This is a genomic window from Nocardia sp. CNY236 (assembly GCF_000482385.1).
Lineage (GTDB): Bacteria > Actinomycetota > Actinomycetes > Mycobacteriales > Mycobacteriaceae > Nocardia.
The window spans coordinates 1-25,994 of the sequence record NZ_AXVD01000002.1 but is presented as its reverse complement, the minus strand read 5'-3'; the positions used below and the strand labels follow the sequence as shown (position 1 = coordinate 25,994).

The 25,994-nt window shown below is 66.3% G+C and carries 19 protein-coding genes and 1 pseudogene; 11 read left to right on the top strand and 9 right to left on the bottom strand.

Annotated features, from left to right (window positions below):
* Window positions 1–14: 14 nt before the first annotated feature.
* From K940_RS0101910 to K940_RS26635, 3 genes are all read right to left on the bottom strand, one after another.
* Entirely contained in the window at window positions 15–683 is a 669-nt protein-coding gene (locus K940_RS0101910; RefSeq protein ID WP_028476121.1) for a hypothetical protein, read from the bottom strand.
* Between the two features lie 102 nt (window positions 684–785).
* Window positions 786–1,592 (bottom strand): SDR family NAD(P)-dependent oxidoreductase, encoded by an 807-nt coding sequence (locus K940_RS0101905; RefSeq protein WP_028476120.1) that lies wholly within the window; start codon window positions 1,590–1,592, stop codon window positions 786–788.
* Window positions 1,593–1,660: 68 nt separating this feature from the next.
* Window positions 1,661–2,527, bottom strand: coding sequence for a sigma-70 family RNA polymerase sigma factor (locus tag K940_RS26635; protein ID WP_036527254.1), 867 nt, complete (start codon window positions 2,525–2,527; stop codon window positions 1,661–1,663).
* Window positions 2,528–2,613: 86 nt separating this feature from the next.
* On the opposite strand from K940_RS26635, the gene K940_RS33885 reads away from it, so the two are divergent.
* The gene (locus K940_RS33885) at window positions 2,614–2,742 is read left to right on the top strand and encodes a hypothetical protein (protein WP_255342570.1); all 129 of its coding nucleotides are present in this window, start codon (window positions 2,614–2,616) and stop codon (window positions 2,740–2,742) included.
* Window positions 2,739–3,101 (top strand): DoxX family protein, encoded by a 363-nt coding sequence (locus tag K940_RS0101890; protein ID WP_028476119.1) that lies wholly within the window; start codon window positions 2,739–2,741, stop codon window positions 3,099–3,101. The genes K940_RS33885 and K940_RS0101890 overlap by 4 nt, the downstream gene beginning before the upstream one ends.
* Before the next feature lie 21 nt (window positions 3,102–3,122).
* On the opposite strand, the gene K940_RS26630 is transcribed toward K940_RS0101890, so the two are convergent.
* From K940_RS26630 to K940_RS0101870, 4 genes are all read right to left on the bottom strand, one after another.
* Entirely contained in the window at window positions 3,123–3,938 is an 816-nt protein-coding gene (locus K940_RS26630) for an RluA family pseudouridine synthase (protein ID WP_081706117.1), read from the bottom strand.
* A 69-nt stretch (window positions 3,939–4,007) separates the two neighbouring features.
* Entirely contained in the window at window positions 4,008–5,018 is a 1,011-nt protein-coding gene (locus K940_RS0101880; RefSeq protein ID WP_081706116.1) for an adenylate/guanylate cyclase domain-containing protein, read from the bottom strand.
* A gap of 85 nt (window positions 5,019–5,103) precedes the next feature.
* Window positions 5,104–5,733, bottom strand: coding sequence for a TetR/AcrR family transcriptional regulator (locus K940_RS0101875; protein ID WP_028476117.1), 630 nt, complete (start codon window positions 5,731–5,733; stop codon window positions 5,104–5,106).
* Window positions 5,734–5,761: 28 nt separating this feature from the next.
* Window positions 5,762–6,118: an SPW repeat protein gene (locus K940_RS0101870; RefSeq protein ID WP_028476116.1), complete on the bottom strand. Its 357-nt coding sequence runs from the start codon at window positions 6,116–6,118 to the stop codon at window positions 5,762–5,764.
* 220 nt (window positions 6,119–6,338) lie between these two features.
* Here K940_RS0101870 and K940_RS0101865 point away from each other — a divergent pair, with 220 nt between their 5' ends.
* A complete protein-coding gene (locus K940_RS0101865; protein WP_028476115.1) occupies window positions 6,339–7,535 on the top strand; it encodes an NAD(P)/FAD-dependent oxidoreductase in 1,197 nt (398 codons plus the stop codon).
* 30 nt (window positions 7,536–7,565) lie between these two features.
* Window positions 7,566–8,327 (top strand): glutamate racemase, encoded by a 762-nt coding sequence (locus tag K940_RS0101860; RefSeq protein ID WP_028476114.1) that lies wholly within the window; start codon window positions 7,566–7,568, stop codon window positions 8,325–8,327.
* Between the two features lie 52 nt (window positions 8,328–8,379).
* Here K940_RS0101860 and K940_RS0101855 read toward each other — a convergent pair whose 3' ends face one another.
* The gene (locus K940_RS0101855) at window positions 8,380–9,435 is read right to left on the bottom strand and encodes a ferredoxin--NADP reductase (RefSeq protein ID WP_028476113.1); all 1,056 of its coding nucleotides are present in this window, start codon (window positions 9,433–9,435) and stop codon (window positions 8,380–8,382) included.
* A 61-nt stretch (window positions 9,436–9,496) separates the two neighbouring features.
* Entirely contained in the window at window positions 9,497–10,120 is a 624-nt protein-coding gene (mftR2, locus tag K940_RS0101850; RefSeq protein WP_028476112.1) for a mycofactocin system transcriptional regulator MftR2, read from the bottom strand.
* Window positions 10,121–10,401: 281 nt separating this feature from the next.
* Between mftR2 and mftA the strand changes: the two genes are divergently transcribed.
* From mftA to K940_RS0101815, 7 genes and pseudogenes are all read left to right on the top strand, one after another.
* Complete coding sequence (mftA, locus tag K940_RS33420) at window positions 10,402–10,530, top strand: mycofactocin precursor MftA (RefSeq protein ID WP_231390222.1); 129 nt, start codon at window positions 10,402–10,404, stop codon at window positions 10,528–10,530.
* A 12-nt stretch (window positions 10,531–10,542) separates the two neighbouring features.
* A pseudogene (mftB, locus tag K940_RS33415) lies at window positions 10,543–10,785 on the top strand (mycofactocin biosynthesis chaperone MftB); the annotation flags it as partial.
* Window positions 10,786–10,893: 108 nt separating this feature from the next.
* Window positions 10,894–12,156, top strand: a complete 1,263-nt coding sequence (gene mftC / locus K940_RS0101840) for a mycofactocin radical SAM maturase (RefSeq protein ID WP_051406822.1) — start codon at window positions 10,894–10,896, stop codon at window positions 12,154–12,156.
* A gap of 213 nt (window positions 12,157–12,369) precedes the next feature.
* Complete coding sequence (gene mftF, locus K940_RS0101835) at window positions 12,370–13,770, top strand: mycofactocin biosynthesis glycosyltransferase MftF (RefSeq protein ID WP_028476110.1); 1,401 nt, start codon at window positions 12,370–12,372, stop codon at window positions 13,768–13,770.
* Window positions 13,771–13,882: 112 nt separating this feature from the next.
* Window positions 13,883–15,337 (top strand): mycofactocin system GMC family oxidoreductase MftG, encoded by a 1,455-nt coding sequence (mftG, locus tag K940_RS0101830; protein WP_028476109.1) that lies wholly within the window; start codon window positions 13,883–13,885, stop codon window positions 15,335–15,337.
* Between the two features lie 127 nt (window positions 15,338–15,464).
* Window positions 15,465–16,838 carry a GAF domain-containing protein gene (locus tag K940_RS0101825; RefSeq protein ID WP_028476108.1) on the top strand — a complete coding sequence of 458 codons (1,374 nt, stop codon included), beginning with the start codon at window positions 15,465–15,467 and terminating at the stop codon, window positions 16,836–16,838.
* 477 nt (window positions 16,839–17,315) lie between these two features.
* Window positions 17,316–25,994, top strand: an 8,679-nt coding sequence (locus tag K940_RS0101815; RefSeq protein WP_231390214.1) for a non-ribosomal peptide synthetase, incomplete at its 3' end; no start/stop codon positions are given.

Genomic DNA, 25,994 nt, shown 5'->3' with positions numbered 1-25,994 from the left:
GTCGGTGGGGTAGGTCATTCCCGTTCGCTGCGGCTGCCGGGGTAGGCGAATTCTCGGAGCCTCTCGACGACTGCTGGGACCAGTGTCACCTCGGGCGGGTGATTGTGCACCGGGTCGAAGTCGTCGGTCCCGGATTCGGTTGGTCGGACAGGCCGCAAGACGAGCTCGCCGAGGAGGCGGGGTGGCTTGCCGATTCGACTGGCGGTGAGCGTGAAGCCCACCAGGTCTTCGCGCATACGGGCATTCATCGCTGCCAACGATGCCGATGTGGGTTGGTCGAGGTCGGGGTCGGCGAACAACCAGGTCGGGGCAACCTGGTCGATTCGATAGGGCACGATGCAGCCGTAATGCGCGCGTGCCCATCCGCGGGCCGGGGTGATCACCAGCCGGCCCAGCGGTCCCCGACCTGTGGTGGTCAGCACGAAGTCCCAGGGACGGTCCGCACGGTCGAGCACCCGGAAGGCCAACCCGAGGACGTCGGGCAGGCTGCCCGGCGTGCCGACGCCCTTGGACAGCCGCGCGACGACCGGGCGGTCACCACTGCCCAACAGTGGCTCGAATTCGGCCGCCGCGCGCAGGCAGCCGGCCAGGTGCAGGCCGTTCGGATAGAACACTCGCGCATGCCGGATGCGTGCCCCGGCCGCGAACGCGGCTTTCATCAGTGCGGCGGGTAGGTCGGCCATGCGAGTCCTCGCGCTCGACGTGCGGTCTGTCACCCGGTTTACCCGGCTCGGGTCCGCTGAACCATCCCGATCGAGTCGGGAAGCGTCCTGGCCGACCAGCGATCAGACCGCCTTGATCTGGCCCGCGTCGACGAGGACCGCCGAGCCCGTCGTGCTCGCCGAGCGGGGCGAGCACAAGAGCACGATGGCATCGGCGACTTCCTGTGGTTCGATGAGCCGGCCGGTGGTCAGTTGCATCATCTCGGCCGCTTTGCCGTCCAAGATCGTGTCGCGGTCGGTGCCGGCCGCGGCAGCGAACACATCGGCGGCCCCGCCGTCCTCGGTCCACCAGGGTGTGCGGGCCGGCCCCGGGATCACCGAGTTGACCCGGATGCCTTGCGGACCGAACTCTTCCGACAGTGCCTGGGTCAGGTTCCCGACCGCCGCTTTCGCGGCACCGTAGTCGACGTTGACCCCGCTGGCGGCGATTGCGAGGGTCGAGCTGACGTTGACGATTGCGCCGCCGCCGCGCCCGAGCAGCAATGGGATGGCAGCCCGGGTCGCCCGCACGGTGGACATCAGGTTGAAGTCCAGCATGGCAAACCAGTCCGCATCGGTGAGTCCAGTGAACGAGAAGCGTGGCAACACGGCGCCGGGTGGGGGACCGCCGGCATTGTTGACCAGTACGTCGAGTCCGCCGAACACGCGCTGTGCCTCTGCGATCGCGTGGTCCGGGCCGTGTGGGGTGGCCAGGTCGACCGCGACGTGTACGAGCCGTTCTCCGGCCAGCGCGTCCAGTTCCGGGGAGGAGCGACGTGACGCGGCAACCACCAGTGCGCCCTCGTCGTGCAGAGTACGAGTCGTGGCCAGTCCGATACCTTTCGACGCGCCGGTGACCACCGCAACCTTGTTCTGTAAACCGAGATCCATGGCTAAGAGCGTGCAACTCGAACGCTGCCGAAGCTGGCGGATTTCGGCCCCGGGTATCGTTCGGTGGCTCAGCCGGTCCCGACGGTGGTGTGGCCCAGGATGCGGGAAAGGTCTCCTGGCTTGTAGGCCGTGATCTCGATGGCCTCGATGTGGCTGTCGCGGATGTCGAAACGGATGGTGGCCACCGGGTGCCCGCCAGGAGCGATGATCGCGCCCGGAGATCCCGCCACAACTGCGGGGTCGGTGACGCGAATACGGTCGAGGAAGCTGCGCGTTTCTTCGGCGACCGCCCGGGCGCCCCGAACTCGCTGGGGCGCCCCGTCCGGCAGGAGACGTGAATCTGTGGTACGGACCGCATCCGGCGCCATCAGGGCGACGAGGCGATCGATGTCTCCGCCGCGCGCCGCCGTGAGGAACGCCTCGACGACCTCGAGATGCTGCGCGAACTGGTCGTGGTCGCGGTGCTCGGCGCCGCGCAGCCGAGTTCGGGCGCGACTGGCCAGCTTCTTGGCCGAAACCGGGGTGGTGTCGAGCACGCTCGCGATCTGCTCGAAGGGAACCGCGAACAGATCGTGCAGCACATAGGCCACTCGCTGCTTGGGCGACAGCTCGCTCAGCACCACCAGCAACGCTCTCGAGACATCCTCGCGTCGAATGAACTCTTCGTCGGCAGTGAGTCGCTCATCGGGCAGTTCATCGGACGGTAGTTCGACTTCGCCGCGACGCTGGCGGGATCGCAGGTGGTCCAGACATAGCCGCGCGGTCACGGTGGTGAACCACCCGTCGGGGTTCTCCAACTGTGCCGGAGCCGCGGTCTGGGCGCGCACCCACGCGGCCTGCACCGCGTCCTCGGCGTCGTGCGACGAGCCGACGATACGAAAGGCCAGCGAGAGCAGGTGCGGTCGGGCTGCCTCGAATTTCTCGATCAGATCCACTGCGGGGTCACCTTTCGTGTGCAGCGAACGTCAGGACAGGTGAGACAGATCCAGATCCGATAGGTCCGCACACGAAGGAGCAAGTAATGAGCATACAGATGACCCGGCACACCACCGAGGTCGAACACAGACCGTTGCACAACACACGCCGAGCGCGCGCGGACGCTGCTGTCGCACCGCGGTCGTGCACCGTGTCGGGTGGGTACGTGAAATGACGATCGTCGAAGGCAGTCTGCTCGCGGCCACCATGGTGTGCATTGTCGCCAATACCTTCGAGGTCGGCGCCAAATCGGTCAAGGCCGAGTTCATGATGAAGAACTCCGCCGAGGTCGGGCTCGCTCCGAAGTGGATTCCCTACCTCGCCGTCCTGGAGGGCGCCGGTGTGGTCGGGCTCGTGCTGGGACTGTTCGGCATGCGCTCACTCGGCCTCGCGGCGGCAGTCGGGCTCGTAGGGTTTTTCGTCGTCGCGGTCGGCGTTCATATCCGAACCCGGGTCGTGCACAATGTCGCATTCCCAGTGACATTTCTGGTACTGGCCGGGGCTGCGGTCGGATACTTCGCATCGGTTGGCTGAAACCACGAGCGCACCGTGCGACTACTCGTTGCGGCCTTGCCCGGTACCGGTTCGGGACTCGTCACGACGAGTGGACTCGTGGGGCGCGCACAGGGTCTCGGTCGCGCGATGCAGGGTCGGTTCGTCGGCGGATCGGTCCACTGGCCCCCAGAATTCGCCATCGGGCTCGGCTGCCAGACCCAGGTAGGGTGGTGTGCGCCACGAGGCTTTCAGGCCGAGCCGCCACGAGTGCAAGTAGGTTCGCTCGTGGGTGCCGGACCGATCGAACAGCGGGTCTCCGACGATCGGATGCCCGATCCACGCCAAGTGGACGCGAATCTGGTGCCGCCGCCCGGTGATCGGGCGCAGAGCGAGCACAGTACGTCCGCGGCCACGCAGCACCGTCGTGAAGTGTGTCAGCGCCGGGTAGTGCTTACCGGGACGTAGATCGGCGTCATCGATGAACCAACGGCTCGCGTCGTGTTGGATCCGCTCCCGCGGGGCCGCGATCCGCACTCGGTTCTTGCGCCCGACGCCGAGTGGCAGATCGATCACCCCGGTGTCCGGTAGTCCGGTGGTCTCGACAATGGCCAGGTAGACCTTCTCGGCGGTCTGTTTGTTGAATTGCCTGGTCAGCTCGCCGTGGGCGCCGAGCTCCTTGGCGAAAAGGATCAGGCCGGAGGTTACTTTGTCGATCCGGTGCACCGGGTAGAGCGTCTCGTCCGCGGCGGCCGCGAGTTCGACGAGGTCGGTGTCGTGGCGTTCGCCGGTGACCGAGATCCCCGCCGGCTTGTGCAGCGCCAGCACCGCCGCGTCTTCCTCGACGAGGCAGCGCACGCGCAGCCGTGACCAGTTCATGTCCACCGGACGAGCCTAGGGCGACCGGATACGGTGCCGACCTCGGGGGATCCGGCGTCCGGCGGAGGTCTATCGTTCGACCGTGTCGGGACGGCGCAGCAGATGCGGTCGTAGCCGGTTGAATCCGCGCACCCGGACACTGCGCAGGTGTTTGATGTCGAACTCCGTGTCGCTTTCCAATGCATCGGCCGCACCGTCATCGATGAGGATGGTGCCCGGGCGTGCCACGCCGGTGAGCCGGGAGGCGGTGTTCACCACCGAGCCGTACAAATCGCCGAAGCGGTGTAATACGGGGCCGAAGGCGAGGGCGACCCGCAGCTCCGGGGTACCGGCGACCATCATGGTCGATTCTTGGATCGCCAAGGCGATGCGGGCGGCGTCCGCGGCGCTCTCCGCGGCGAACATGACCTCGTCGCCGACATGTTTGATCACCCAGCCGCCGTCTTCGGTGATGGCCGTGGTGGTCGTGGACTCGAATGCCTCCAGCAGAGTGGACAACTCGTCGGGGTGCAGGTGTCTGGTCAGTCGGGTGTATCCGACCATGTCGGCGAAACCTACGGCCAGTTCGCGCACCGGGTCGCCCGCAGTCGCCCCGGTATCCATCGAGCGCGACAATGCCTCGGCCAGGTGCCTGCGCCACGCGTAGACGTTCAACTGTTCCAGTGTGGCGATGGCGCCTTCGGTAGCGGTGCGCACCGTCTCGCGGGGGTCGGCGGCAGGGTCGGCGTCCGCGACCTGGTCGGCAATTTCCGACAGCACCAGATCGACCTGCCACTCCGCCAAGCGGGCCATGCCCTGGCCGAGCGTGCGCGCGGTAGCCGCCTGGTTGCGTTGGCCGGCCGACGACAGCACGGCCAATTGCTCGAATGTGCGGACCGCGGTGATGTCGGCTTCGGTGTAGTCGACCGCGTGTTCACTGGAACTGGACGGAAAGCCGAGTGCCCGCCACAACCGCCCGGTCAGCGTTGTGTTGGTTCCGGACCGCTCGGCGACCTCGACCCGCGTATATTTTCGCGCTCCATCGAGCAGAGCGGACTCGATGACCGATTGCACCGTCTCGGACATCTCGCTAGGCACCATGCTGGGTACCTTACGTGCCGGCCGGGCGAGACGGTTGCCGATGGATCGAGGCCACCGCGGGCCGATCGTCACGGCAACCGCGGGTTCATCCCATCTGGGCCATCCCGGCAGCGACCACACGAGCGACATTCAGGATCTCTTCCGTGGTGGGCAGGGGCAGGCCGTCCAGTGCGTGCAGCCGGTCCGTGCTGGAAATGGTGAGCATCGCCGAGACCCACGCCGCGGCACACGCGCGCAGTGTGCCGGGCCGGACCGGGGCGGGTGCACTCGCCTGCAACACTCTGATGGTCACGTCCAGCAGTTGATCGCGCAGTCGACGCACTTGACGGCGCACATCGGGGTGGGTGTCGGCCTCTCGCCAGAGGATCACCCGCAATACCGACGAGTGATGGTCGCGCAGGTTCACCGCGGCATCGAGATTGACCAGGCTCGTCGCGGGGTCGCCCCGCGCGACCAGGGTATCGATGTCCTCGATCGGCGCGACGGGAACACGCTCGGACATCAGTGTCGACAGGATCGATTCCTTGGTCGGGAAGTAGTAGAAGACGAGCCCCTTGGGAACGCTGGCCGCGGCGGCGATGGCTGCTGTCGCGGTAGCGTCGAATCCCTGTGCCGCGAAGAGCTTCTCCGCGGCATCGAGAATCAGTTGCCGGGCGTCGCCATCGATTTTCGCGCTGCGCCGGCGCCCGGAGCGCCGGGGTTTGGGCTTGTGCATCAGCGATGGCGGATCTGTGCGGTAGGGATCACTGATGCGCAGCCGTGCCGTGCAGGCGTCCCGACACCATGGGTAGTGCCGCAATTGCCACCACCGCTGTTACGACCCCGACCACCCATGCGGTCCAGGACGCGCCCCGGTAATCGGTGAAGTCCATGACCCAGGGTGAAATGAACAGCAGCACACCGGACAAGCCCATCACGTAGTCCGCCGATGCCATGCTGGGACGGACCATTTGCGCGAGACCGGTGAGAGCGATGACGACGCCGAGCACGATCAGCGACCACCGTGCGTTCGCGGTGGTCTCCACCCAGATGGGTGACAGTGCGGCGAAGATCCCGAGCACGACAGCCAGGAAATCTTGCGCGCGGCTCTCGGTGAACATAGATGCCTCCTCGGGCTGGATATATCTCCTGACTTGGGTATATACCCTGATTGGCCGACCGATCAATACCAGAAAGGCTACGATTGAGCACCACAGAGTCGGCACAATCGCAATGATATTCCTCACACGAAGGTCGACGAGGGTAACGGTTAGGGTGACTGCGAGGAGCGCTGCCGGCTGCTCGTCGTCGGCGGCCAGGTTCATGCGAAGGGATGGCTGCATGACTGCGCCGATCGTGATCGTCGGGGCCGGGCTCGCCGGCTTGCGCACCGCTGAGGAGCTACGGCGCGCAGGCTACGACGGCGGCCTCGTGCTCGTCGGCGACGAGGACCGGTTGCCATATGATCGCCCGCCGTTGTCCAAGCAGTTCATGCGTGGTGAAGTCGATGACACGACGCTGCGTCCGAGCGCGTTCTTCCCGGACAAGCGCATCGATATTCGGTTGGGAACCGCGGCGGTGGGAATCGACCCGACCGCACGGCGGGTCCAACTGGCCTCCGGCGCCGCGCTGGACTACGAGCACCTGATCATTGCCACCGGATTACGACCGCGACACCTGCCCGATCTGCCCGAGCTCACCGGGCTCCACGTATTGCGTAGCCACGCCGATGCGGTCGCACTGCGCAGCGAGGTGACCGCCTCCGCAACAGCGCTCCTGGTCGGCGCAGGGTTCATCGGCTGCGAACTGGCCGCGAGCTTCCGCGCGATCGGAGCCGAGGCCGTGATGGTCGAGCCGCAGGCGACCCCATTGGCTTCGGTGCTCGGTACCCACGTGGGCGCATTGATCGCGCGGATGCATCGTGAGGAAGGCGTCGACCTGCGGTGTGGCACCGGTTTGATCACACTACACGGCGACGACACCGGGCGGGTGCGAGCTGCGCAGTTGTCCGATGGAACGGAAGTCGCCGTGGACCTGGTGGTAGTCGGGGTCGGCTCACGCCCGGAGACCGATTGGCTGGCCGGCTCCGGTATCGAACTCACCACGACCTCGGTCGGTGGCGGCGTGCCGACCGATGAAGTCGGGCGCACGTCCGCCGAAGGCGTGTGGGCAGTCGGTGACGTGGCAGCCTGGCGAGACGAGACCGGCGTGTGTCGCCGAGTCGAGCACTGGACCAGTGCCGGCGAGCAGGCCAAACGTCTCGCTTGTGCATTGCTCGGGGTCGAGCGGCCCGCAACCGCCCGGGTTCCGTACTTCTGGAGCGACCAGTACGACGTCAAGATTCAGTCCCTCGGCACCCCGAGCGTCGGCGACGACGTCCACGTCGTTGCCGACGACGGGCGAAAATTCCTTGCATACTACGCCCGAGAGGGTGTTTTGAGTGGTGTGGTCGGCGCGGGCATGACCGCTCAGGTCATGCGCGCGCGGCCCATGCTCGCCACGCCTACCCCGGTCACCGAGCTGCTCGCGCTGAGCTGAGTCCGCGATGGGCTGTACTACGGTGGTTCGGTGATCGTCGCGCTCATCGATTCGGGTCTGGGGTTGCTGCCCACCTCCGCCTGGTTGCGCACGTTGCGGCCGGATGTGGATCTGCTGCTGCAGCTGGACCCGGATGGTGCGCCGTGGGGTCCGAAATCGGAGAATTGGGTGATCGAGCGGGTGGTGGACGCCGCTCGGACGTCGTTGCACGCCGGCGCCGAGGTGCTCGTGTTGCCGTGCAACACCGCCAGCGTGACGGCGTTGGACCATGTTCGTGCCGAGGTGGGTCCCGACGTTCCGGTGATCGGTACGGTGCCTGCGATCAAGCCGGCCGCAGCGCGATGCCGGTCGGTGGCGGTGTGGGCCACCGCGGCGACCACGGCGAGTCGCTATCAGGCGGATCTCATCGCGAAGTTCGGCGGGGATGCCGATGTCGTCGGTGTGGCGTGCCATGGGTTGGCCGACGCAATCGACCGCGGTGACTTGGCCGCTGCCCGAGAGGCGATCGCGAGCGCAGCCGCCCGGACGCCATCGGGAGTCTCGGGTATCGTCCTCGGCTGTACCCACTATCCGCTGGTGTCCGACGCGATCATGGCTGCGCTTCCGGCGGGAGTGCGCCTGTTCGACAGCGCGCACGCCGTGGCCAGCCAGACCATTCGTCGAATCGAAGCGCTCGGTCGTCCGAGCGCCGGGCAGGGGACGGTCCGTGTGCTCACCAGCGGCAGGCCGGGTGCGCTACCGGCGGGCGCAGCGGCATTCGAGTCGGGCCGCATCCTGGGGGCACGACACTGACGGCTGTTCGGATCTCGGTGTCCGGTGTCGGTCCGCTGGGCGCCGGTCGAGGTCAGAACTGGATTTTCAGGTGGTCGGTCACCGGATGCGCCTGGCAGCCGAGGATGTAGCCGTCCTCGATGTCCTGCGGGTCCAGGATCTCGGCATTGTCCATGTCGACCGCGCCCTCCACGACTGTGCAGGCACACGACCCGCACTCGCCTTCTTGGCAGGAATACGGTACGTCCAATCCTTTGGCCAGCATGATCTCCACCAGGGTCTGCCGGCGCGGCCAGGTCAGTTCGTGCACTTCGCCGTCGAGTTCGACTTCGACGGTCGCTGCGTCGGCCAGGTCGTCGTCGACCGTCTCGATCGGCGCCTTGTCGGTGAACGGGTCTCCGGCAAGGGAATTGAACACTTCGGCGTGTGTCCGCGCACGTGGCACGCCGAGTTGTCCGAGTGCGTCGCGTACGCGATCCATGAAGGGCTTCGGGCCGCACATGAATGCTTCGTGGTCGCGATAGGGCGAAACCAGAGTGGCCAGTGCATCGGCCGTGGGCAGTCCTTGGAGGCGTTCCAGCCAGTGGATCACGGTGAGGCGCTGCGGATGCTTGTCTGCCAGGTCGTGGAGCTCACCGGCGAAGATCACCGATTCGTCGTCGCGGTTGGCGTACACGAGAACGATGCGGCCGGTTCCGCGCGCCAGCGCCGATTTCAGAATGGACATCACCGGGGTGATGCCGCTGCCCGCCCCGAACAACAGCAGGTCCTCGTCCAGGTCCTTGGGAGTGAAGATGCCCGAGGGCGGCAATACTTCGATCTGGTCGCCCACTTCGACGTTGTCGCACAGCCAGTTCGACCCATAACCGCCTTCGGTCCGCTTCACGGTCACCTTCGGATGATCGTCGGTGTAGGGCGAGCTGGCCAACGAATAGCATCGAGCGACCGATCCGGTCCTGTCGCTGGGGATGCGCAACGTGAGGAACTGACCGGGCGAGTACCGAAACTTCTCGGTCAGTTCGCGAGGAACGGCGAAGACCAATGAACGGGTATCGGCGGTCTCGGCGATGACTGCGGATACCTGCAGTACCGCCGAGCGCGAACCGTGCGGAACCTCGACAGTGGTCATGTGGTCCTCTCGAGCGTGGCGGAGCCGCCATGCCGCTCCAAAACTAGAACGTGTTTCAGTTTCATCGTACGTCGGAGGTCGTACGCCGGACAAGCCGAGCCTCCAGGCCAGCGATCAGCACGTCCATGCCGAAGTCGTAGGAGTATCGTCCGCGCAGGTCGACTGCATAGCGGGTGGCGCGCTCGACGATGGGAGGCAGTGCCACGCCCGCGGGTGTGGCACGGTCGCGCGGATTCACTCGGCTGCGTCCGAACAAGTAGGTGTGGATCGTTGCGTAGGCGGCGAGAACATCGCGGTCCGAGAAGCCCGCTTCGGCGAGGACGTCCATGATCGCGGCGATGAGATCCAGTTGTTTGCCCGGCATCTGCTCGATCAGGATGTCTCCGAGGCCGGGATGTTTGCGCAACCGTTCGTCGATCTGGTCGACGAGGTCGCGCAGCCGAAATTGCCACGACCGAGATTCCGGCGGCGGCGTGCGGACACCGCTCAGTGCCGCACTGGCCACCAAGTCGAGTAACTCCCGTTTGTCGGCGACGTAGTAATAGGGCGCCATGGGGGAGACGCCGAGTTCGCGAGACAGTCGCCTCATGGAGAGTTTTTCCACACCGTCCTCGCGGACCACCCGTAGCGCGGCCTCGACGATCTCGGACTCCGACAGTGTGCCGCCGCCCCCGTTCGTTTGCATTCGTCCGACTCCCATGCCACCTCTACCACGGCGTGTGCGCATCCGCTCGTCGCCTGCTCAGCTGCTGTCCACCGCAGTCTAGAGTGCCGGACCCGACTCGATCGGCGCATGTTCGACGCGGCGCGCATCGTGGTCGTATCGCGCGGGCGGCTTCTGCTTCGGTGTGTGAAACGTGTTTCATTTTGTCAGCTGATGACGTTATCGTGTCATCGCGGGCTGCAGTGGGTAGCCGGCCACACGGAGAGTCCTCTCGGGAGGTATGCATGCCGGAATTCGAATCCATTGGACGCGCCGATGCCGACGTCGCCGACGCAGCGACGGCCGTCGCAGCGCGGTCGGCCGAGGAGTCGTTGATCGAGGAGACTCTCGTCGAAGAGGTATCGATCGACGGCATGTGCGGCGTCTACTGACGGCGGTCGACGATGCTCGATCTCGATTCTCGTTGGCAGCTGCATCCGAAGGTGGCGCTGCGCAGCGAGCCGTTCGGTGCGCTGCTCTATCACTTCGACACCCGCAAACTCTCGTTTCTCAAGAATCCACGGATCGTCGAAATCGTCCGATCGCTGTCGACGCACGACTCGGTGCGTGCCGCGTTGGCTGCCGCTGGCGTGGCGACCGACCGTGCCGAACCGTACGTCGACGCATTGACCCGATTGGCCGATTCGAACATGATCGTCGGTGCGCCGGCCCGGACACCGGCCGCGCCCGGCACTGCGCGCTCGAATTCGGCGTCCGCGTATTCGACGTCCGCGAATTCGACGTCCGCGAATTCGATATTGCCGGCGCCAGCAGCAGGAGTCGGGCCGTCGGACCGGGCGGTGAGCCTGGTCGATCGCTTCGAATCCGGTCTCACCGCGCCGATCTGCCTGACCTGGGAGCTCACCTACGCTTGCAATCTTTCGTGCGTACACTGCCTGTCCTCTTCGGGACGCAGGGATCCACGTGAGCTGACCACCCAACAGTGCAAGGCATTGATCGACGAGTTCGAGCGTATGCAGGTGTTCTATGTGAACATCGGTGGTGGCGAGCCCACTGTGCGCCCCGATTTCTGGGAGTTGGTCGACTACGCGACCGCGCACCGAGTGGGGGTGAAATTCTCCACCAACGGGGTGCGGATCACTCCACAGATCGCGACCCGCCTGGCCGCCAGTGACTACGTCGATGTACAGGTATCGCTGGATGGCGCGGACGCTGCGGTCAACGACGCGGTGCGCGGCGCCGGCTCCTACGACATGGCAGTGCGCGCGCTGGAAAATCTTGCTTCGGCCGGATTTTCGGACCCCAAGCTGTCGGTGGTGGCCACCAGGCACAATATCGGCCAGCTCGACACCTTTCGGGAGATCGCCGAAAGGTATGGCGCCACCTTGCGTTTGACCAGGCTACGGCCCTCGGGACGAGGAGCGGATGTCTGGGACGACTTGCATCCCACTCCGGACCTGCAACGTGTGCTATACGACTGGTTGGTGCGCAACGGCGACGGCGTGCTCACCGGCGACTCGTTCTTCCATCTGTCCGCTTACGGCCAGGCGCTGCCCGGTTTGAACATGTGCGGAGCCGGGCGAGTGGTCTGTTTGGTCGATCCGGTCGGTGACGTCTACGCCTGTCCGTTCGCCATCCACGATCGTTTTCTCGCCGGAAACGTCGTGTCCGACGGGGGGTTCGATGCGGTGTGGCGTACCGCCGAGCTGTTTGCCGAGTTGCGCGAACCCAGCGGTGGTGGGGCATGTGCATCGTGCGGCTTCTACGATGCGTGCCGGGGCGGTTGTATGGCGGCGAAGTTCTTCACCGGGATACCCGTCGATGGTCCCGACCCAGAATGCGTGCGTGGCTATGGCGAGGCGGCGCTGGCCGATACCGCTCGGGTGGTCCCCCGCCCGTCGGTCGACCATTCGCGCCGCGTCGCGCCACGTGTGCGCAGTACGGGGCCGATTCCGCTCACGCTCGATACGACGCGCCCGGCCGGATGGTCACCTGAACGCCTGCCCGCCCGTGCCTGCGACGAGAGTCCGGTGCCCTGCCACCATGAAGTTTGCTGAAAGTATGCCAGAGTGTGAGATTTTGTCATTGTCCATTGCGCGACCGGGTGATAGCCGTTTGATTGCCGGATGCTGGATGGGTCATCGCGGTAGTAGCCCGGAGCGGATGGCGGCACGGCGCACTTCCCGTGGGTCGACAATTCCGCCCCACAGTGCGCCGGAATTTCTGGTCCGTTGATGTTCGCGCGCGAATCTCCGCCTACCATACGAGGAATGCGCCATGATCGCCTGCCCGATGGATTCGGGGTGCGGCTCGATCCTCAGGTCCGCGCATACTCGGGTGGGCGGGTACTGATCGGTGGCTCGCCAACTCGGTTGCTGCGGCTTGCCCCGGAGGCTGCGGAGATGATCGGCGACGGATATCTCGAGGTCGACGGCCCGAAGTCCGCCGTCGTTGCCAGGCGGCTGCTCGATTCCGGAGTGGCTAATCCCCGCCCTCGGCTGCTGCCCTCGCCGCAGGAGGTCACCATCGTTGTTCCGCTGTGCAACAACGCCGAGGGCTTGGCCCGACTACTGGCAGTGTTGCGCGGGCACCACGTGATCGTGGTCGACGATGGTTCCGACGTGCCGGTCCGGATCCCGCGCAGTCGCGGCACCCGTTGCCGAGTGACCGTGGTGCGCAACGATCGTCGCGGTGGTCCCGCTGCTGCTCGCAATGCCGGTCTGCGCGCGGCGACAACCGACTTCGTTGCGTTCCTCGACTCCGACGTCGTGCCGCGCAGCGGATGGCTCGAGGTGATGCTCGGCCACTTCAGTGATCCAGGTGTGGCGCTGGTCGCTCCGCGAATCGTCGCGTTGGATCCGAAGTCCACCGCGCTTGCGCGCTACGAGCACACTCGTTCCTCGCTCGATCTCGGCCGGCGCGAATCGGCCGTGCGTTCGCGCGGACTGGTGTCCTACGTGCCGAGCGCCGCGCTGCTGGTGCGTCGCAGGGCGCTGCTGGCCGAGGGCGGCTTCGACGAGTCGATGCACGTTGCCGAAGATGTCGACCTGTGCTGGCGATTGGAACGAGCGGGTTGGCGGCTGCGCTACGAACCCGCTGCCCATGTGGCCCACGACCACCGGGTCCGCTTCCGTGCCTGGTTCGGGCGAAAACTGTTCTACGGTACCGGCGCCGCGCCGCTGAGCGAGCGGCACTCGGGACTGGTCTCACCGCTGTCGGTGCCGTCGTGGACGGTGCTGGCCGCCTTCGGGTTCGCTACCCGAACCGTGTGGGGGCGCTTGGGTGCGATCATGACATTGATCATGGTCTGGGGGCGGTTGCGTCGTGTCTTCACCGAGCTGGACAATCCCACCCGGATCGCGGCGATCTATCTGACGCGCGGCTTCGTCGGCGGTCTGTGGCGTCTCGCTTCTGCCCTGTGCCGGCACTACTGGCCGGTCACGCTCCTGGCGATGATCCTGTCTCGGCGGATTCGGCAGATAGCGATCACCATGGCCATTGCAGATGGCGTGGCCGACTGGTTCACCCACCGGGACGCGGGCGGACTCGACCCGGTGCGATACGTGATCTACAAGCGACTCGACGACATCGGCTACGGGGCTGGACTGTGGCTCGGCGCCTTGCGCGCGCGTAGCCCGGAGGCATTGAAACCCACTGTGCCGCCGTACTGATCGCCCAGCCGGCCAGTGACGGTCGTGGACCGTGCCGTGCCGGTCGTCGGGTCGGGGTACGCCAGGCGCCTGGCACGACAACACCGGCGCCGAACGAATCGGAGGGCAATTCATGGTCGACACGCTCATCGTTGGTGGTGGAACGGCTGGGAGTGTTCTGGCCGCACGGCTGAGCGCCGATTCCCGGCGTACCATACGAGTGCTCGAGGCGGGGCCGCTGTGGACCACCCCGGATGGCATTCCCGCCGAGTTGCTGGACATCGCTGCGCTGCCGATCGGCCCACAGGCGCAGTGGTTGTGGCGCTATGCGGTGTCGTTGGCCGACGATCCGCCGGTGCACGCGGGCATCGTGCGCGGCAAGGTGATCGGCGGCTCCGCGACGGTCAACGGGGGCTATTTCGTGCGGGCGACCCGTATGGATTTCGCTGCGTGGTCACGGCTGCTCGGTGGCTCCGAGATATGGTCGTTCGATTCTGTGCTGCCCATGTACTGCCGCATCGAGCGCGATCTCGACTTCGGCGACGCGCCGTGGCATGGAGCGCGGGGGCCGATTCCGGTGCGTCGCACCGTGGACCCGTCCCCGGTCGGCGCGGCGTTCACCGCGGCGTGCCGGGCCGCGGGATATGCCGATGTGCCCGATCTCAATGAGCCAGAGGCCGGCGACGGTGTCGGCGCCGTACCGTGCGCCAGTGAGGATGGCCGGCGGATGGGTCCCGCGCTGGGCTATCTGCTTCCCGCCCTTGACCGCCCGAATCTGACCGTCGTCGGCGAAACATACGTCACCCGTATCCGATTCGACGGGTTACGAGCGATCGGAGTGGACTGCCTGCGCGAGGGCCGCACGCACACCGAGTGGGCGGATCGAGTCGTGCTCAGCGCGGGTGCGATCGAGTCGGCTGCATTGTTGCTGCGTTCCGGTATCGGTGATCCGGGGCACCTGCGAGCTCTGGGTATCCCGGTGGTGCAGGCTGCCGGGGTCGGCGTCGGATTCAGTGATCATCCCGAAATCGGGATCGACTATCGGGCCGATCTGCCCGCACGACCGGCCATTGCACTGGAACGCGTCCTCGAGGTCGGCGCTGTCGAAATCCGTCCGTACACGATGTCTTTCACGCCCGGCTGTCACACTCTCGGCGCCGCGCTGATGCGTCCGCGATCGACTGGCTCACTTCGTCTGCGCTCGGCCGATCCGGTCGTTGCACCGCTGATCGACTACCGCTATCTGGTCGAAGACCAGGATCGCACCCGGTTGAGCGATGCGGTGTCGATCGCCGGCGAACTGCTGGGGCGAATGGGTGCCGAACCAGTGGACCCTATTCCGGAGCGAGGTGATCGCGGCAGGTGGCTGCACACGCATTTGGCTACGTCCCAGCATCTGTCCGGTACGTGTCGCATGGGCCATGACAACGACCCGGCCGCTGTGGTGGACGAGCGCTGCCGGGTACGTGGCGTGACGGGCTTGTCGATCGTGGACCTGTCCGTCGTACCGATACCGCTGAGTCGCGGCCCGCAGGCCACGGCCATGATGATCGCGGAAATGGCTGCCGATCGCTTCCTCGCCAGATGAAGTGAAAGACGTGCAAGTCACAATTTGCCCGGTCCCGCGTCGGATGTGACCTGTCGGACAAACGCCAGCATCCGCCGTTGCCGCCGTATACCCACCGGTAGAGTTTGGGGGGGGGAAAGAAAGGCAAATGGTCGGCAACTTTGCAGGCGGACGCCCTCCACGGCGCGGCGTCGAGCCCGGTGCTCAACTCGGTGCGCTCGAGGTCTATGCCGCCCAGGCGCACGGTTATCTCAGCGCAGGTGGTAATCAACTCGCGCAGCTCGCGGGACTGCTGCGTCCCGCGGTGCTGGAATCATGGATGCGCAGCATCCATGGCGGGGTGGACCCGATGGACGTACTCGATGGCCGTGGCCTGCGCGGCGCCGATCTACAGCGCTATCGCGACGCGCATCCAGTGGCCACGTTGATGCCACTGATCGACAAGCTTCTCGTGCAGGACACGACCAGAACGGGCCTCATCGTCGCGGTCGCCGACCAGTTCGGTCGCGTGCTCTCGGTACACGGCAACGCCGAGCAGGTCACGGCTGCAGCGGAGATCGGCCTGCGAGCCGGTGACGACCTGAGCGAGCGCCGAATCGGAACGAATGCCGTCGGCATGGTCGTGCGCACCGGCCAGGCGGCATGGATTCACGGTCCGGAGCATTTTCTCCATCGGATGCATCTGATCACCGGCGCAGCGGCGCCGGTCCACGACCCGGACGGCAGATTGGTCGGGGTGTTGATGATCGCCGGTGGGGTCCGAGTGGCCAAACCGGAGATCCTCGCGTTGGTCAAAGCCACCGCCACCGCCGCGGAGATGGACTTGCTGTTGGCGGCGATGCGGTCGGGCGAGCGCAGCGCGTTGGCTGGGCATACACGCCGCGACGATGCGCAGTCCTACCCGGTGGGTCGGCTCGGACTCGACGTACTCGGCCTCGGGCAGCCGCAGTTGAGCGTTGCGGGTGATCGAGTCCCCTTGTCGCAAAGGCACGCCGAGATTTTGCTGCTGCTGGTCGAACACCCGGAAGGTCTGGGCGCCGACCATCTCGCGCTGCTGCTCGACGATACCGACCTCGACAACGGCACTATCCGGGCGGCGGTATCGCGTCTGCGTGCTGTCGTTGGCCCCTCCGTGGTCAGCTCGCGCCCATACCGCCTGTGCGTGCCGGTCGCAACCGATGTGGAGGCATTGCGGGCGGCTCTCGACTCCGGTGATGTGCATTCTGCATTACGTCTATACGCCGGTCCGGTGCTTCCGCGCTCAACCGCGCCAGGAGTTATAGACATTCGCGATGAATTGCGGGTGCGTTTGCGTACTGCGGCGCTGAGCTCTGGGGATTCTGGGGTGTTGCGCCGGTGGACCGCGGGACCGGAAGGGCGTGACGATGCTGCGGCGTGGGCAGCCTATCGGGCGACCGTCGACCGCACATCGCCGATGTATGCGCAGATCGAAGCCAAGATTCGGGTGCTCGATCGCCGCTTGGGGATCGATGCAACGCAGATGCAACGTTTTGATATCTAGTCTGCTGAGCCAATAGCTCTTCAGCGCGTACGTTCAGCACGAATGTGGTCGCGCTCATAGCGGTGTCCAGGTTCTCCGGCCGAGTAGCCGACGTGGACGTCCGCCCGGAACTTTTTAGAGGAATTCGTTCCGTTTTATTTGCAAAGGGCCTAATGTTCGCATCACACGGATCCATCCGTGTGATGTAACTGACATAGCCGTGATGCTCACATCACAGCCATGACGTTGGAGGAACGATCAAGCGCTAGCCGAGACCGGCGACGGGCATCGAGTTCGTCACGGCGGTGACCTCATGGGCACCGATCTCTTTCACACGAATCTGTCGAATACGCGCGAGCGTGGTGTCACCGCTCGCGCCTCTCGCTGAAACGCACATGGTGGCGGATGCCATGCACCCAGGTTGTGCATCGGGTGCAGCGGCCAATTCGTGCTGCCCGAAAACGTTCGAACAGCTGTTTTGCCGAATAGGAGGCTCTGGTGCACGAGACCGAGTTGGGTGGGTTCAGCACGCTTCCGGAGCGAACCGCGCAGCCGGAGTCGTCGACCCTCGCACCCGAACCCTTCGCGCTCGCACCCGCCCAGCTCGGCGTTTGGTACGCACAATTGCTCGACCCCGACGTGCCGATCAACGTCGCGCAATACGTCGACGTGCACGGCGAGCTGGACATCGACCTGCTGCAGCAGGTCTCGGTCGAGGCAGCCCGAGAATACGAGTCGGTGCTGGTACGACTCGGGGAATCCGGTGGCGTTCCGCGGCAGTACGTCGATCCGAGCCTCTCGGTCGACATCCCTCTGGTCGACATGCGTGAGCACGCCGACCCGGTGGCGGCAGCGCACGAATGGATGCGCGCCGACGCGAGCGCACCAGTCGATCTGCTGACCGACCGGTTGTTCGCGGGCGCCGCGTTGCGCGTCGGTGAGCGTCGATACTTCTGGTACCTGCGAGCCCACCACATCGTGCTCGACGGCTACGGCGCGTTGACCAACACCATGCGAGTGGCCGAGCGCTACACCGCACGCGTGCTGGGCATCGAACCCGAGACCGTACGGCCGGGAACGCTTGCTGCGCTGGCGGACAGCGAACACGCCTACCGTGACACCACTCGGTATCTGACCGACCGTGCGCATTGGGCCGAACGGGTGGCCGGTCTGGACAGTCCGACCAGCCTCGACAGCCGCAGCGCACCGCGCGGCGCAACGAACCTGGTCGCCGGGCAGGCGTTGGATTCCCAGCTGGTCGAGCGGATGAACGCCCTGGCCGCGAGCCAGGATTCGACCCCCGCGGTGGTGTTGCTCGCCGCCTTCGCCGGGTACTTGGGGCAGTTGACCGGCCGAGACGAGGTCGTGCTGAGCCTGCCCGTGACCGCACGCACCACAGCAGTGATGCGTCGTTCGGCCGGCATGTTGTCGAACATCGTGCCGCTTCGCCTGCCGATCGACTCGAGTTGGGGTGAGCTGTTACGCATCACTCGAGTGGAGGTGGCGGGCGCGCTGCGTCACCAGCGGTACCGGCACGAGGACATTCGTCGCGACGCCGAGCAAGCCGGCGGACCCGCGCGGCGCGGGTTGTTCGGACCGCTGGCCAACATCATGCTGTTCCGCAGCGATCTCACCCTGGGGACCACCGCCGGCCGGTATCACGTGTTGTCCACCGGCCCGGTCGAGGATCTCAGCCTCAACGTCTACTACGGCGACCGTGATCGCGTGCACGTCGACTTCGAGGCCAATCCGCACCTCTACACCGGCGATGACATTGCGCGGCATCATGCCCGCTTCGTTCGCTACCTCGAGCGCCTGGTCGCCGTCGAGCTGGATACCTCGCTCGTCGCGATCGATGTCGCCACCGAGTTGGAACTCGAGGTCAGCACCCGAATCTGGAACGAGACCGGATTCGACGTGGAAGCCGAGCTGCGGGTTCCGTCCGCCGGCTCGGTTCCCACGGCGACTCTGGTCTCGTTGTTCCAGGCACAGGTGGCGCGCACGCCGAGCGCGGTGGCGCTGCGGGCCGCCGATGCGCCGGACCTGACATACCAGGAGCTCGCTGCGCGCAGCAACCAGCTCGCGCGGCGTTTGATCGCCCATGGCGTGGGACCGGAAACTCTGGTGGCCGTGCATATTCGGCGATCACCAGAGCTGGTGATCGCGATCTACGCCGTGCTCGCGGCCGGCGGCGCCTATGTGCCGCTGGATCCCGACCACCCGGCAGAGCGCATTGCCCATATCCTGGCTACTGCCCACCCGACCTGCGTGTTGAGCGCTGGAAGCGACCCCGCGCCCGACGTGTCCGGTGTACCGGTGCTGCGGGTGGATACCCTCGATCGGACCGGCAATGCCGGACCGATCTGGGACCGGGAACGCCTCGCGCCCTTGCAACCGGATCATCCGGCGTATGTCATCTTCACCTCCGGCTCGACCGGGGTCCCCAAGGGAGTCGCGGTCGGTCACCGGGCGATCGTGAACCGGCTGGTGTGGATGCAGCACACCTACCAGCTGTCCACGACCGACGTGGTGCTGCAGAAGACCCCGGCCACGTTCGACGTCTCCGTGTGGGAGTTCTTCTGGCCGTTGCAGATCGGTGCGACGCTGGTACTGGCTCGGCCGGACGGGCACCAGGATCCGGACTACCTGCGCCGCGTGATCGACGAATACACCATCACGACCGTGCATTTCGTGCCGTCGATGCTGGAGGCGTTCCTCGCGGGCCAGCAGACTGCCCGGCACGGCTCGTTGCGTTCGGTGTTCGCTTCCGGTGAGGCGCTACCCGCCGCGCTCGCCCAGCGATTACGCGTGCTGACCGGGGCGCGACTGCACAATCTCTACGGCCCGACCGAGGCCGCCGTCGACGTCACCTTCCACGAGGTGACCGATTCCGACACCGACTCCGTGCCGATCGGCGCGCCGGTGTTCAACACTCGGCTCTATGTGCTCGACACGCGCCTGCGGCCGGTACCGGTCGGAGCGCCGGGGGAGCTGTATCTGTCGGGGGTACAGCTCGCTCGGGGGTATGTCGACCGGCCGGGGCTGACCGGGGTGCGATTCGTGGCCGACCCGTTCGGTGGTCCGGACGCGCACGCCCCCGCAGGGGGTCGAATGTATCGCACCGGCGATCTGGTGCGGTGGACGACTCACGGTGAGCTGGAGTATCTCGGCCGCACCGATTTCCAGGTGAAGGTGCGTGGCCTGCGCATCGAGCTCGGCGAGATCGAAGCGGTACTCGGCGCCGAGGATGCGGTGGTCCGCGCGGTGGTCGTGGTGCGCGACGATGTGGGTGTCGGGGAGCAACTGGTCGCGTATGTCATCGAGGCGCAGCCGGGCGCGGTGGATACCGACCGGCTCCGGGCTGCGGCCGCCAGGGCGCTGCCCGGATACATGGTGCCGGCCGCGTACGTGGTGCTGGACACGTTGCCGGTGAACGCTTCGGGAAAGCTGGATCGTGGCGCGCTGCCCGCTCCGGTGCGGACGTCGGTCGACTACGCAACCCCCGCCACCGCCGTCGAGCAGGCCGTCGCGCGGGTATTCGCCGAGGTACTCGGCGTCGAGCGGATCGGGCGCAACGACGACTTCTTCGCTCTCGGCGGCAACAGTCTGGTGGCGACCCAAGTCGCCGCACGGCTCGGCGCCGACCTGCGGTGCTCGCTGGGAGTTCGTGATGTGTTCGCCGCCAGCACCGTGGTCGAGTTGGCCGAACTGATCGAGCGAGCCGGAGGATCCGACGATGCGCCGATGGTCGCACAACTGCGCGTCCGGCAGCGGCCGTCGGTGATTCCGCTGTCGCCGGCGCAGCAGCGGATCTGGTTCCTCAACCGTTTCGAGCGGTCCAGCGCGAGCTACAACATGCCGTTCGTGGTGCGCTTGCGTGGCGCGGTGGACAGTTCCGCGCTGCGGCAGGCACTCGATGACCTGGTCGTTCGGCACGAGGTGCTGCGGACGATTTTCCCTGCCGTCGCGTCGAGCGATGCCGGCGGACCCGCCGCGCAGCAGGTGGTGTTGCCTGCGGCCGAGGTGAACGGCCTGGCAGCTGTACCGGAGCCGGTCGGCGCGGTCGAACTCGATGCTCGGCTCGCCGCATTCGGTGTGCGCGGTTTCGACCTCGAGCGCGAAATCCCCATTCGGGCGCGAATCTTCGTGGTGGACGACGACAGCTATGCACTGATCGTCGTCGTGCACCACATCGCCGGCGATGGTTTGTCCCTGCGGGTACTCGCCCGCGACGTGATGACCGCCTATGGGGCGCGCCACCGGGCAGCCGCGCCCGAGTGGTCCCCGCTTCCGGTGCAGTACGCCGACTACAGTGTGTGGCAGCACGAGTTGTTGGGCGCTGCAGACGATTCCGCGTCGCCGCTGGCCGGCCAGTTGTCGTTCTGGAGCGACGCGCTGGCGGGTGCACCCGACCAGTTGGACCTGCCCGCAGATCGGCCGCGTCCGGTGGTCGCGTCCGGTCGGGGAGCTGTTTTCGCATTCGAAATACCCGAGCAATTGATCGACCGGATTGCCGACATCGCTCGTGGACAGGGCGTTTCGACCTTCATGGTGATGCATGCGGCACTGGCTGCGCTGCTCTCGCGCATGTCCGGCAGCGACGACATCGTCATCGGCACCCCCGTGGCCGGACGCGGTGACCGGGCGCTGGACGATCTGGTCGGCATGTTCGTCAACACCTTGGCACTGCGCACCCGGATCGACGCTGCTGCACCGTTCACTGCGCTGCTGGCACACGTACGCGAACGCGACCTCGCCGCGTTCGAGCATGCCGAGTTGCCCTTCGAACAAGTGGTCGAGGTGCTCAACCCGCCGCGTTCGCAAGCGCGCCATCCGCTGTTCCAGGTGCTGCTGGCCTTCGACAATGCCGAGGCCATCGATTTCGAACTGCCCGAACTGTCGGTCGGCGCGACTGCTGTGGACACCGGAGTGACCAAACTGGACCTGCAGCTCACGATCACCGAGAAGTCCACTGGATTCGGACTCGGGCAAGCCGCCGCTGCGCCCGCGGGGATCCGTGCGGAATTCACCTACGCCACCGACCTCTTCGATGAACTCACCATTGCCGGCTATGCGCGTCGGCTGGTGGGCTTCCTGCAGGCGTATGCGACCGATCCCGATATCGCGGTGATCGATCTTCCCTTGCTCGACGCCGACGAGCAGATGCGCGTTCTCGCGGCGGGACACGCCGCCGAGGGTTCGGTCTACTCGGCGGCCACGATGCTCACCGCCTACGAAGCGCAGGTGCGGCGCACTCCGGACGCGGTGGCCGTGGGCGATGGCGAACGGGAGTTGACCTACGCAGAGTTCGCCGAGGCGGTCAATCGTTTGGCCCGCCGGCTGATCGCCGTTGGGGTCGGGCCGGAGCAGTTGGTTGTGCTCGGCATCCGACGTTCGGTCGATTTCGTCGTCGCCGCCTACGCGGTGCTCACCGCGGGCGGGGCGTACACCCCGGTGGACCCGGACCAGCCTGCAGCCCGGCTCGCCCAGGTGATCGCTGCGGCCGGCGCGGTTTGTGTGCTGACTCGCGCTCGCGACCGTTCGGCCTTCGAGGTCGACGAGGGGCGCCCGAGCGCAGCGCACCCGGTGCCGTGTATCGAGGTCGACGGTCTCGACACCGCGCGGTACTCGACGGCGCCGGTGACCGACGCACAGCGTCGCGCTGCGCTGCATGCGGCCGACACCGCTTATGTGATATTCACTTCCGGCTCCACCGGCCAGCCGAAAGGCGTCGCGGTGCAACACGACGCCGTGGTGAATCAAATCAGCTGGATCGCGAGCGAATATCGGATCGACGCACAGGATGTGGTGCTGTTCAAGACCCCGGCGGCGTTCGACGTCTCGGTCTGGGAGTTGTTCGCGCCACTGGCTCGCGGTGCGCGAATCGTCGTCGCCGAGCACGATGGGCATCGCGACCCACGGTATCTCGCGGAGACCATAGCCGCGTACCAGGTCACCATGACCTCCTTCGTGCCCTCCATGCTCACCGTGTTCGCCGAGGCCGCCGCGCCGAATGAACTCGCTTCGCTGCGTACGGTGTTCGTCGCGGGCGAAGCGATGACGGGCGAGGCGGCCGCTGCATTCGCCGCGGTGAGCTCCGCGGCGCTGCACAATCTCTACGGCCCGACCGAATTCACCGTGCATGCGACCCATGCCCCGGTGGATGCGACCCACCGCGGCCCGGCGCCGATCGGACTCCCGGTGCGAGGCAGCCGAACCCTGGTGCTCGACGCGCGACTACGCCCGGTACCCGACTCCGTGGCCGGCGAGCTGTATCTGTCGGGAGTCCAAGTGGCCCGGGGCTATCATGGCCGCGCCGATCTGACAGCCGACCGCTTCGTCGCAGACCCGTTCGGACCGGCCGGCAGCCGGATGTATCGCACCGGGGATCTGGTGCGCCGCCGCGGCGGAGCTCTGGAATATCTGGGGCGCACCGATTTCCAGGTGAAGCTGCGCGGTCAGCGGATCGAACTGGGTGAGATCGAAGCCGCACTGCTGGCTATGGACGACGTGCGTGCGGCCGCGGTGCGGATCGTCGACCAGCCGACCGGCTATGCATTGGCCGGCTACATCGTCGGCGACATCCCGTCCGATCTGCTCGCGACGGAAGTGGAACAGCGGCTACGGCTGGTGCTGCCGTCGTACATGGTGCCGTCGGTGTACGTATCGATACCGGAGATGCCGCTGACCCCTTCGGGCAAGCTGGATCGCAAGGCACTGCCGGACCCGGCGCCGACCACCAAGGCATTCCGCGCACCCGGTACCGCCGTCGAGCGGTCCGTTGCCGCGGTGTTCGAGCAGGTGTTACACGTCGATCGAGTCGGCCTGGACGACGACTTCTTCGCCTTGGGCGGCAACTCACTGGTGGCCACGCAGATCACCGGCCGCCTGGCTGCTGCGCTGGGGTTGGAGGTCCCGGTGCGTACGGTGTTCGAATACCCCACCGTCGCAGCGATCGCCGGGCGGTTGTCCAGCACCGACCGGACCCGTAACCGGGCGCCGTTGGTCGCCGGCGCCCGTCCCGCGGTGGTGCCGCTGTCCTACGCGCAGCAGCGTATGTGGTTCCTCAATCAGTTCGACGCGATGTCGGTGGCCAACAACCTGGTCGCAGCAATTCGACTGCGCGGCGAGGTGGACCGCACCGCCCTCGCCGCTGCGGTCACCGACCTGCTGGCCCGGCACGAATCGTTGCGCACCACGTATCCTGCCGCCGACGGCGTCCCCTGCCAATCGGTGCTGGCGCTCGACCAGGTCGGTAGCCCGATGAGCACCGAAGAGATCGTTGCCGAACGTGTGCTCGAACGAATTCGGGAACTGGTCGCGATGCCCTTTCTGGTCGATCGCGAACTACCCGTGCGGTTCACCCTGCTGCGCATCGACGACGACCAGCATGTGCTCGTCGTAGCGATGCACCACATCAGCGCCGACGGTTGGTCGCTCGCGCCGCTGACCCGAGATCTCACACGCGCATATGCGGCGCGGCGCGCCGGCGCTGCGCCGAACTGGGGGCCGCTGGCCGTGCAGTACGCCGATTACGCACTGTGGCATCGTGAGGTCCTCGGGTCGGAAGACGATCCGGAATCGGTGTTGTCGGGCCAGATTCGGTATTGGCGCGACGAGTTGGCTGGTCTGCCGGACCTGCTGCGATTGCCGACCGATCGGCCCCGCCCGATGCAAGCGTCCGGTCGGGGCGCGCGCTACGAGTTCGCCATCGACCCCGCGACGGTGCGGCAGTTGCGCATGATCGCACAGGGCGCGAACGCATCGCTGTTCATGGTGATGCACGCGGCGTTCGCCACGGCGTTGGCCACGCTGTCGGGGCAGCAGGACATCGCGATCGGCACCCCGGTGGCGGGTCGCGGTGAACACGAGGTGGACGAGCTGGTCGGCATGTTCGTCAACACCCTGGTGTTGCGTACCGACGTCCGGCCGGAGCTGACGTTCACCGACCTGGTCGCAGCGGTGCGTGAGCGCGACCTCGCCGCCTTCGCCCATGCCGAGGTGCCCTTCGAGCGTCTGGTCGAGGTGCTCGACCCACCGCGGTCGACGGCACGGCATCCGCTGTTCCAGGTGATGCTCGACTTTCAGAACACCGCACGTGTCGAATTGGCTTCGACCGGGCTGGACGCCTCGTGGCTCGATATCGACACGCACACAGCCAAATTCGACCTGCACCTTTCCGTGGCAGATGCTGTGGACGGTGCCGGGCTCTGCGCAGTTGTCGAGTACGCGACCGACCTGTTCGACGCAGCAACCATCGTGTCGTTCGTGCTGCGTCTGCGGTGCGTCCTGGACACCGTTGTGGCCGATCCGCAAGTTGCTGTCGGCGCGATCGACGTCTTGACCGCCGAGGAACGCGCATCGGTGCTCGACACCTGGAATGCCACCGCCTACCCCGTGGATCCCACGGCGACGTTGCTCTCGATGTTCGAAGCGCAGGCGGCGCGAACGCCCCGAGCGGTCGCGGTGACCTTCGAGGGACAGTCGCTGACCTACGCCGAATTCGCGAGCCGGGTGCACCGGATGGCCCGGCTGCTGATGTCGATCGGGGTCCGGCCGGACCAGCCGGTGGCCGTGGGTATCCCGCGGTCGATCGACCTGGTGGTTGCCTTGTATGCGGTGCTCGCGGCAGGAGGCGCGTATGTTCCGCTCGATCCGCAACACCCTGCCGACCGGATCGCGGATGTGCTGGATACCGCCCGTCCGGTCTGTGTGCTGACTCGGTCCACCGATGGAATCGTTCTGCCCGATCGGAGTGCGGGGCAATGGACGGCGCTGCAGGTCGATCGTTTGGATGTGTCGGGGTATTCGGATGCGCCGGTGACCGATGTCGATCGGGGTGGGGTGGTGCGTGGGGGGAATACCGCGTATGTGATCTTCACCTCCGGGTCGACGGGTCGACCCAAGGGTGTGGCGGTGTCGCATGCAGCGATTGTGAATCGTTTGGTGTGGATGCAGTCGGTGTATGGGTTGTCGGGGGCGGATGTGGTGTTGCAGAAGACACCAGCAACGTTCGATGTATCGGTGTGGGAGTTCTTCTGGCCGCTACAGGTCGGCGCCCGGCTGGTCCTCGCCGATCCGGATGCCCATCGTGATCCCGCAGCATTGGCGCGGGTGATCGAAACCGAAGCGGTGACAGTCACCCATTTCGTGCCCTCGATGCTGGCGGTGTTCGTT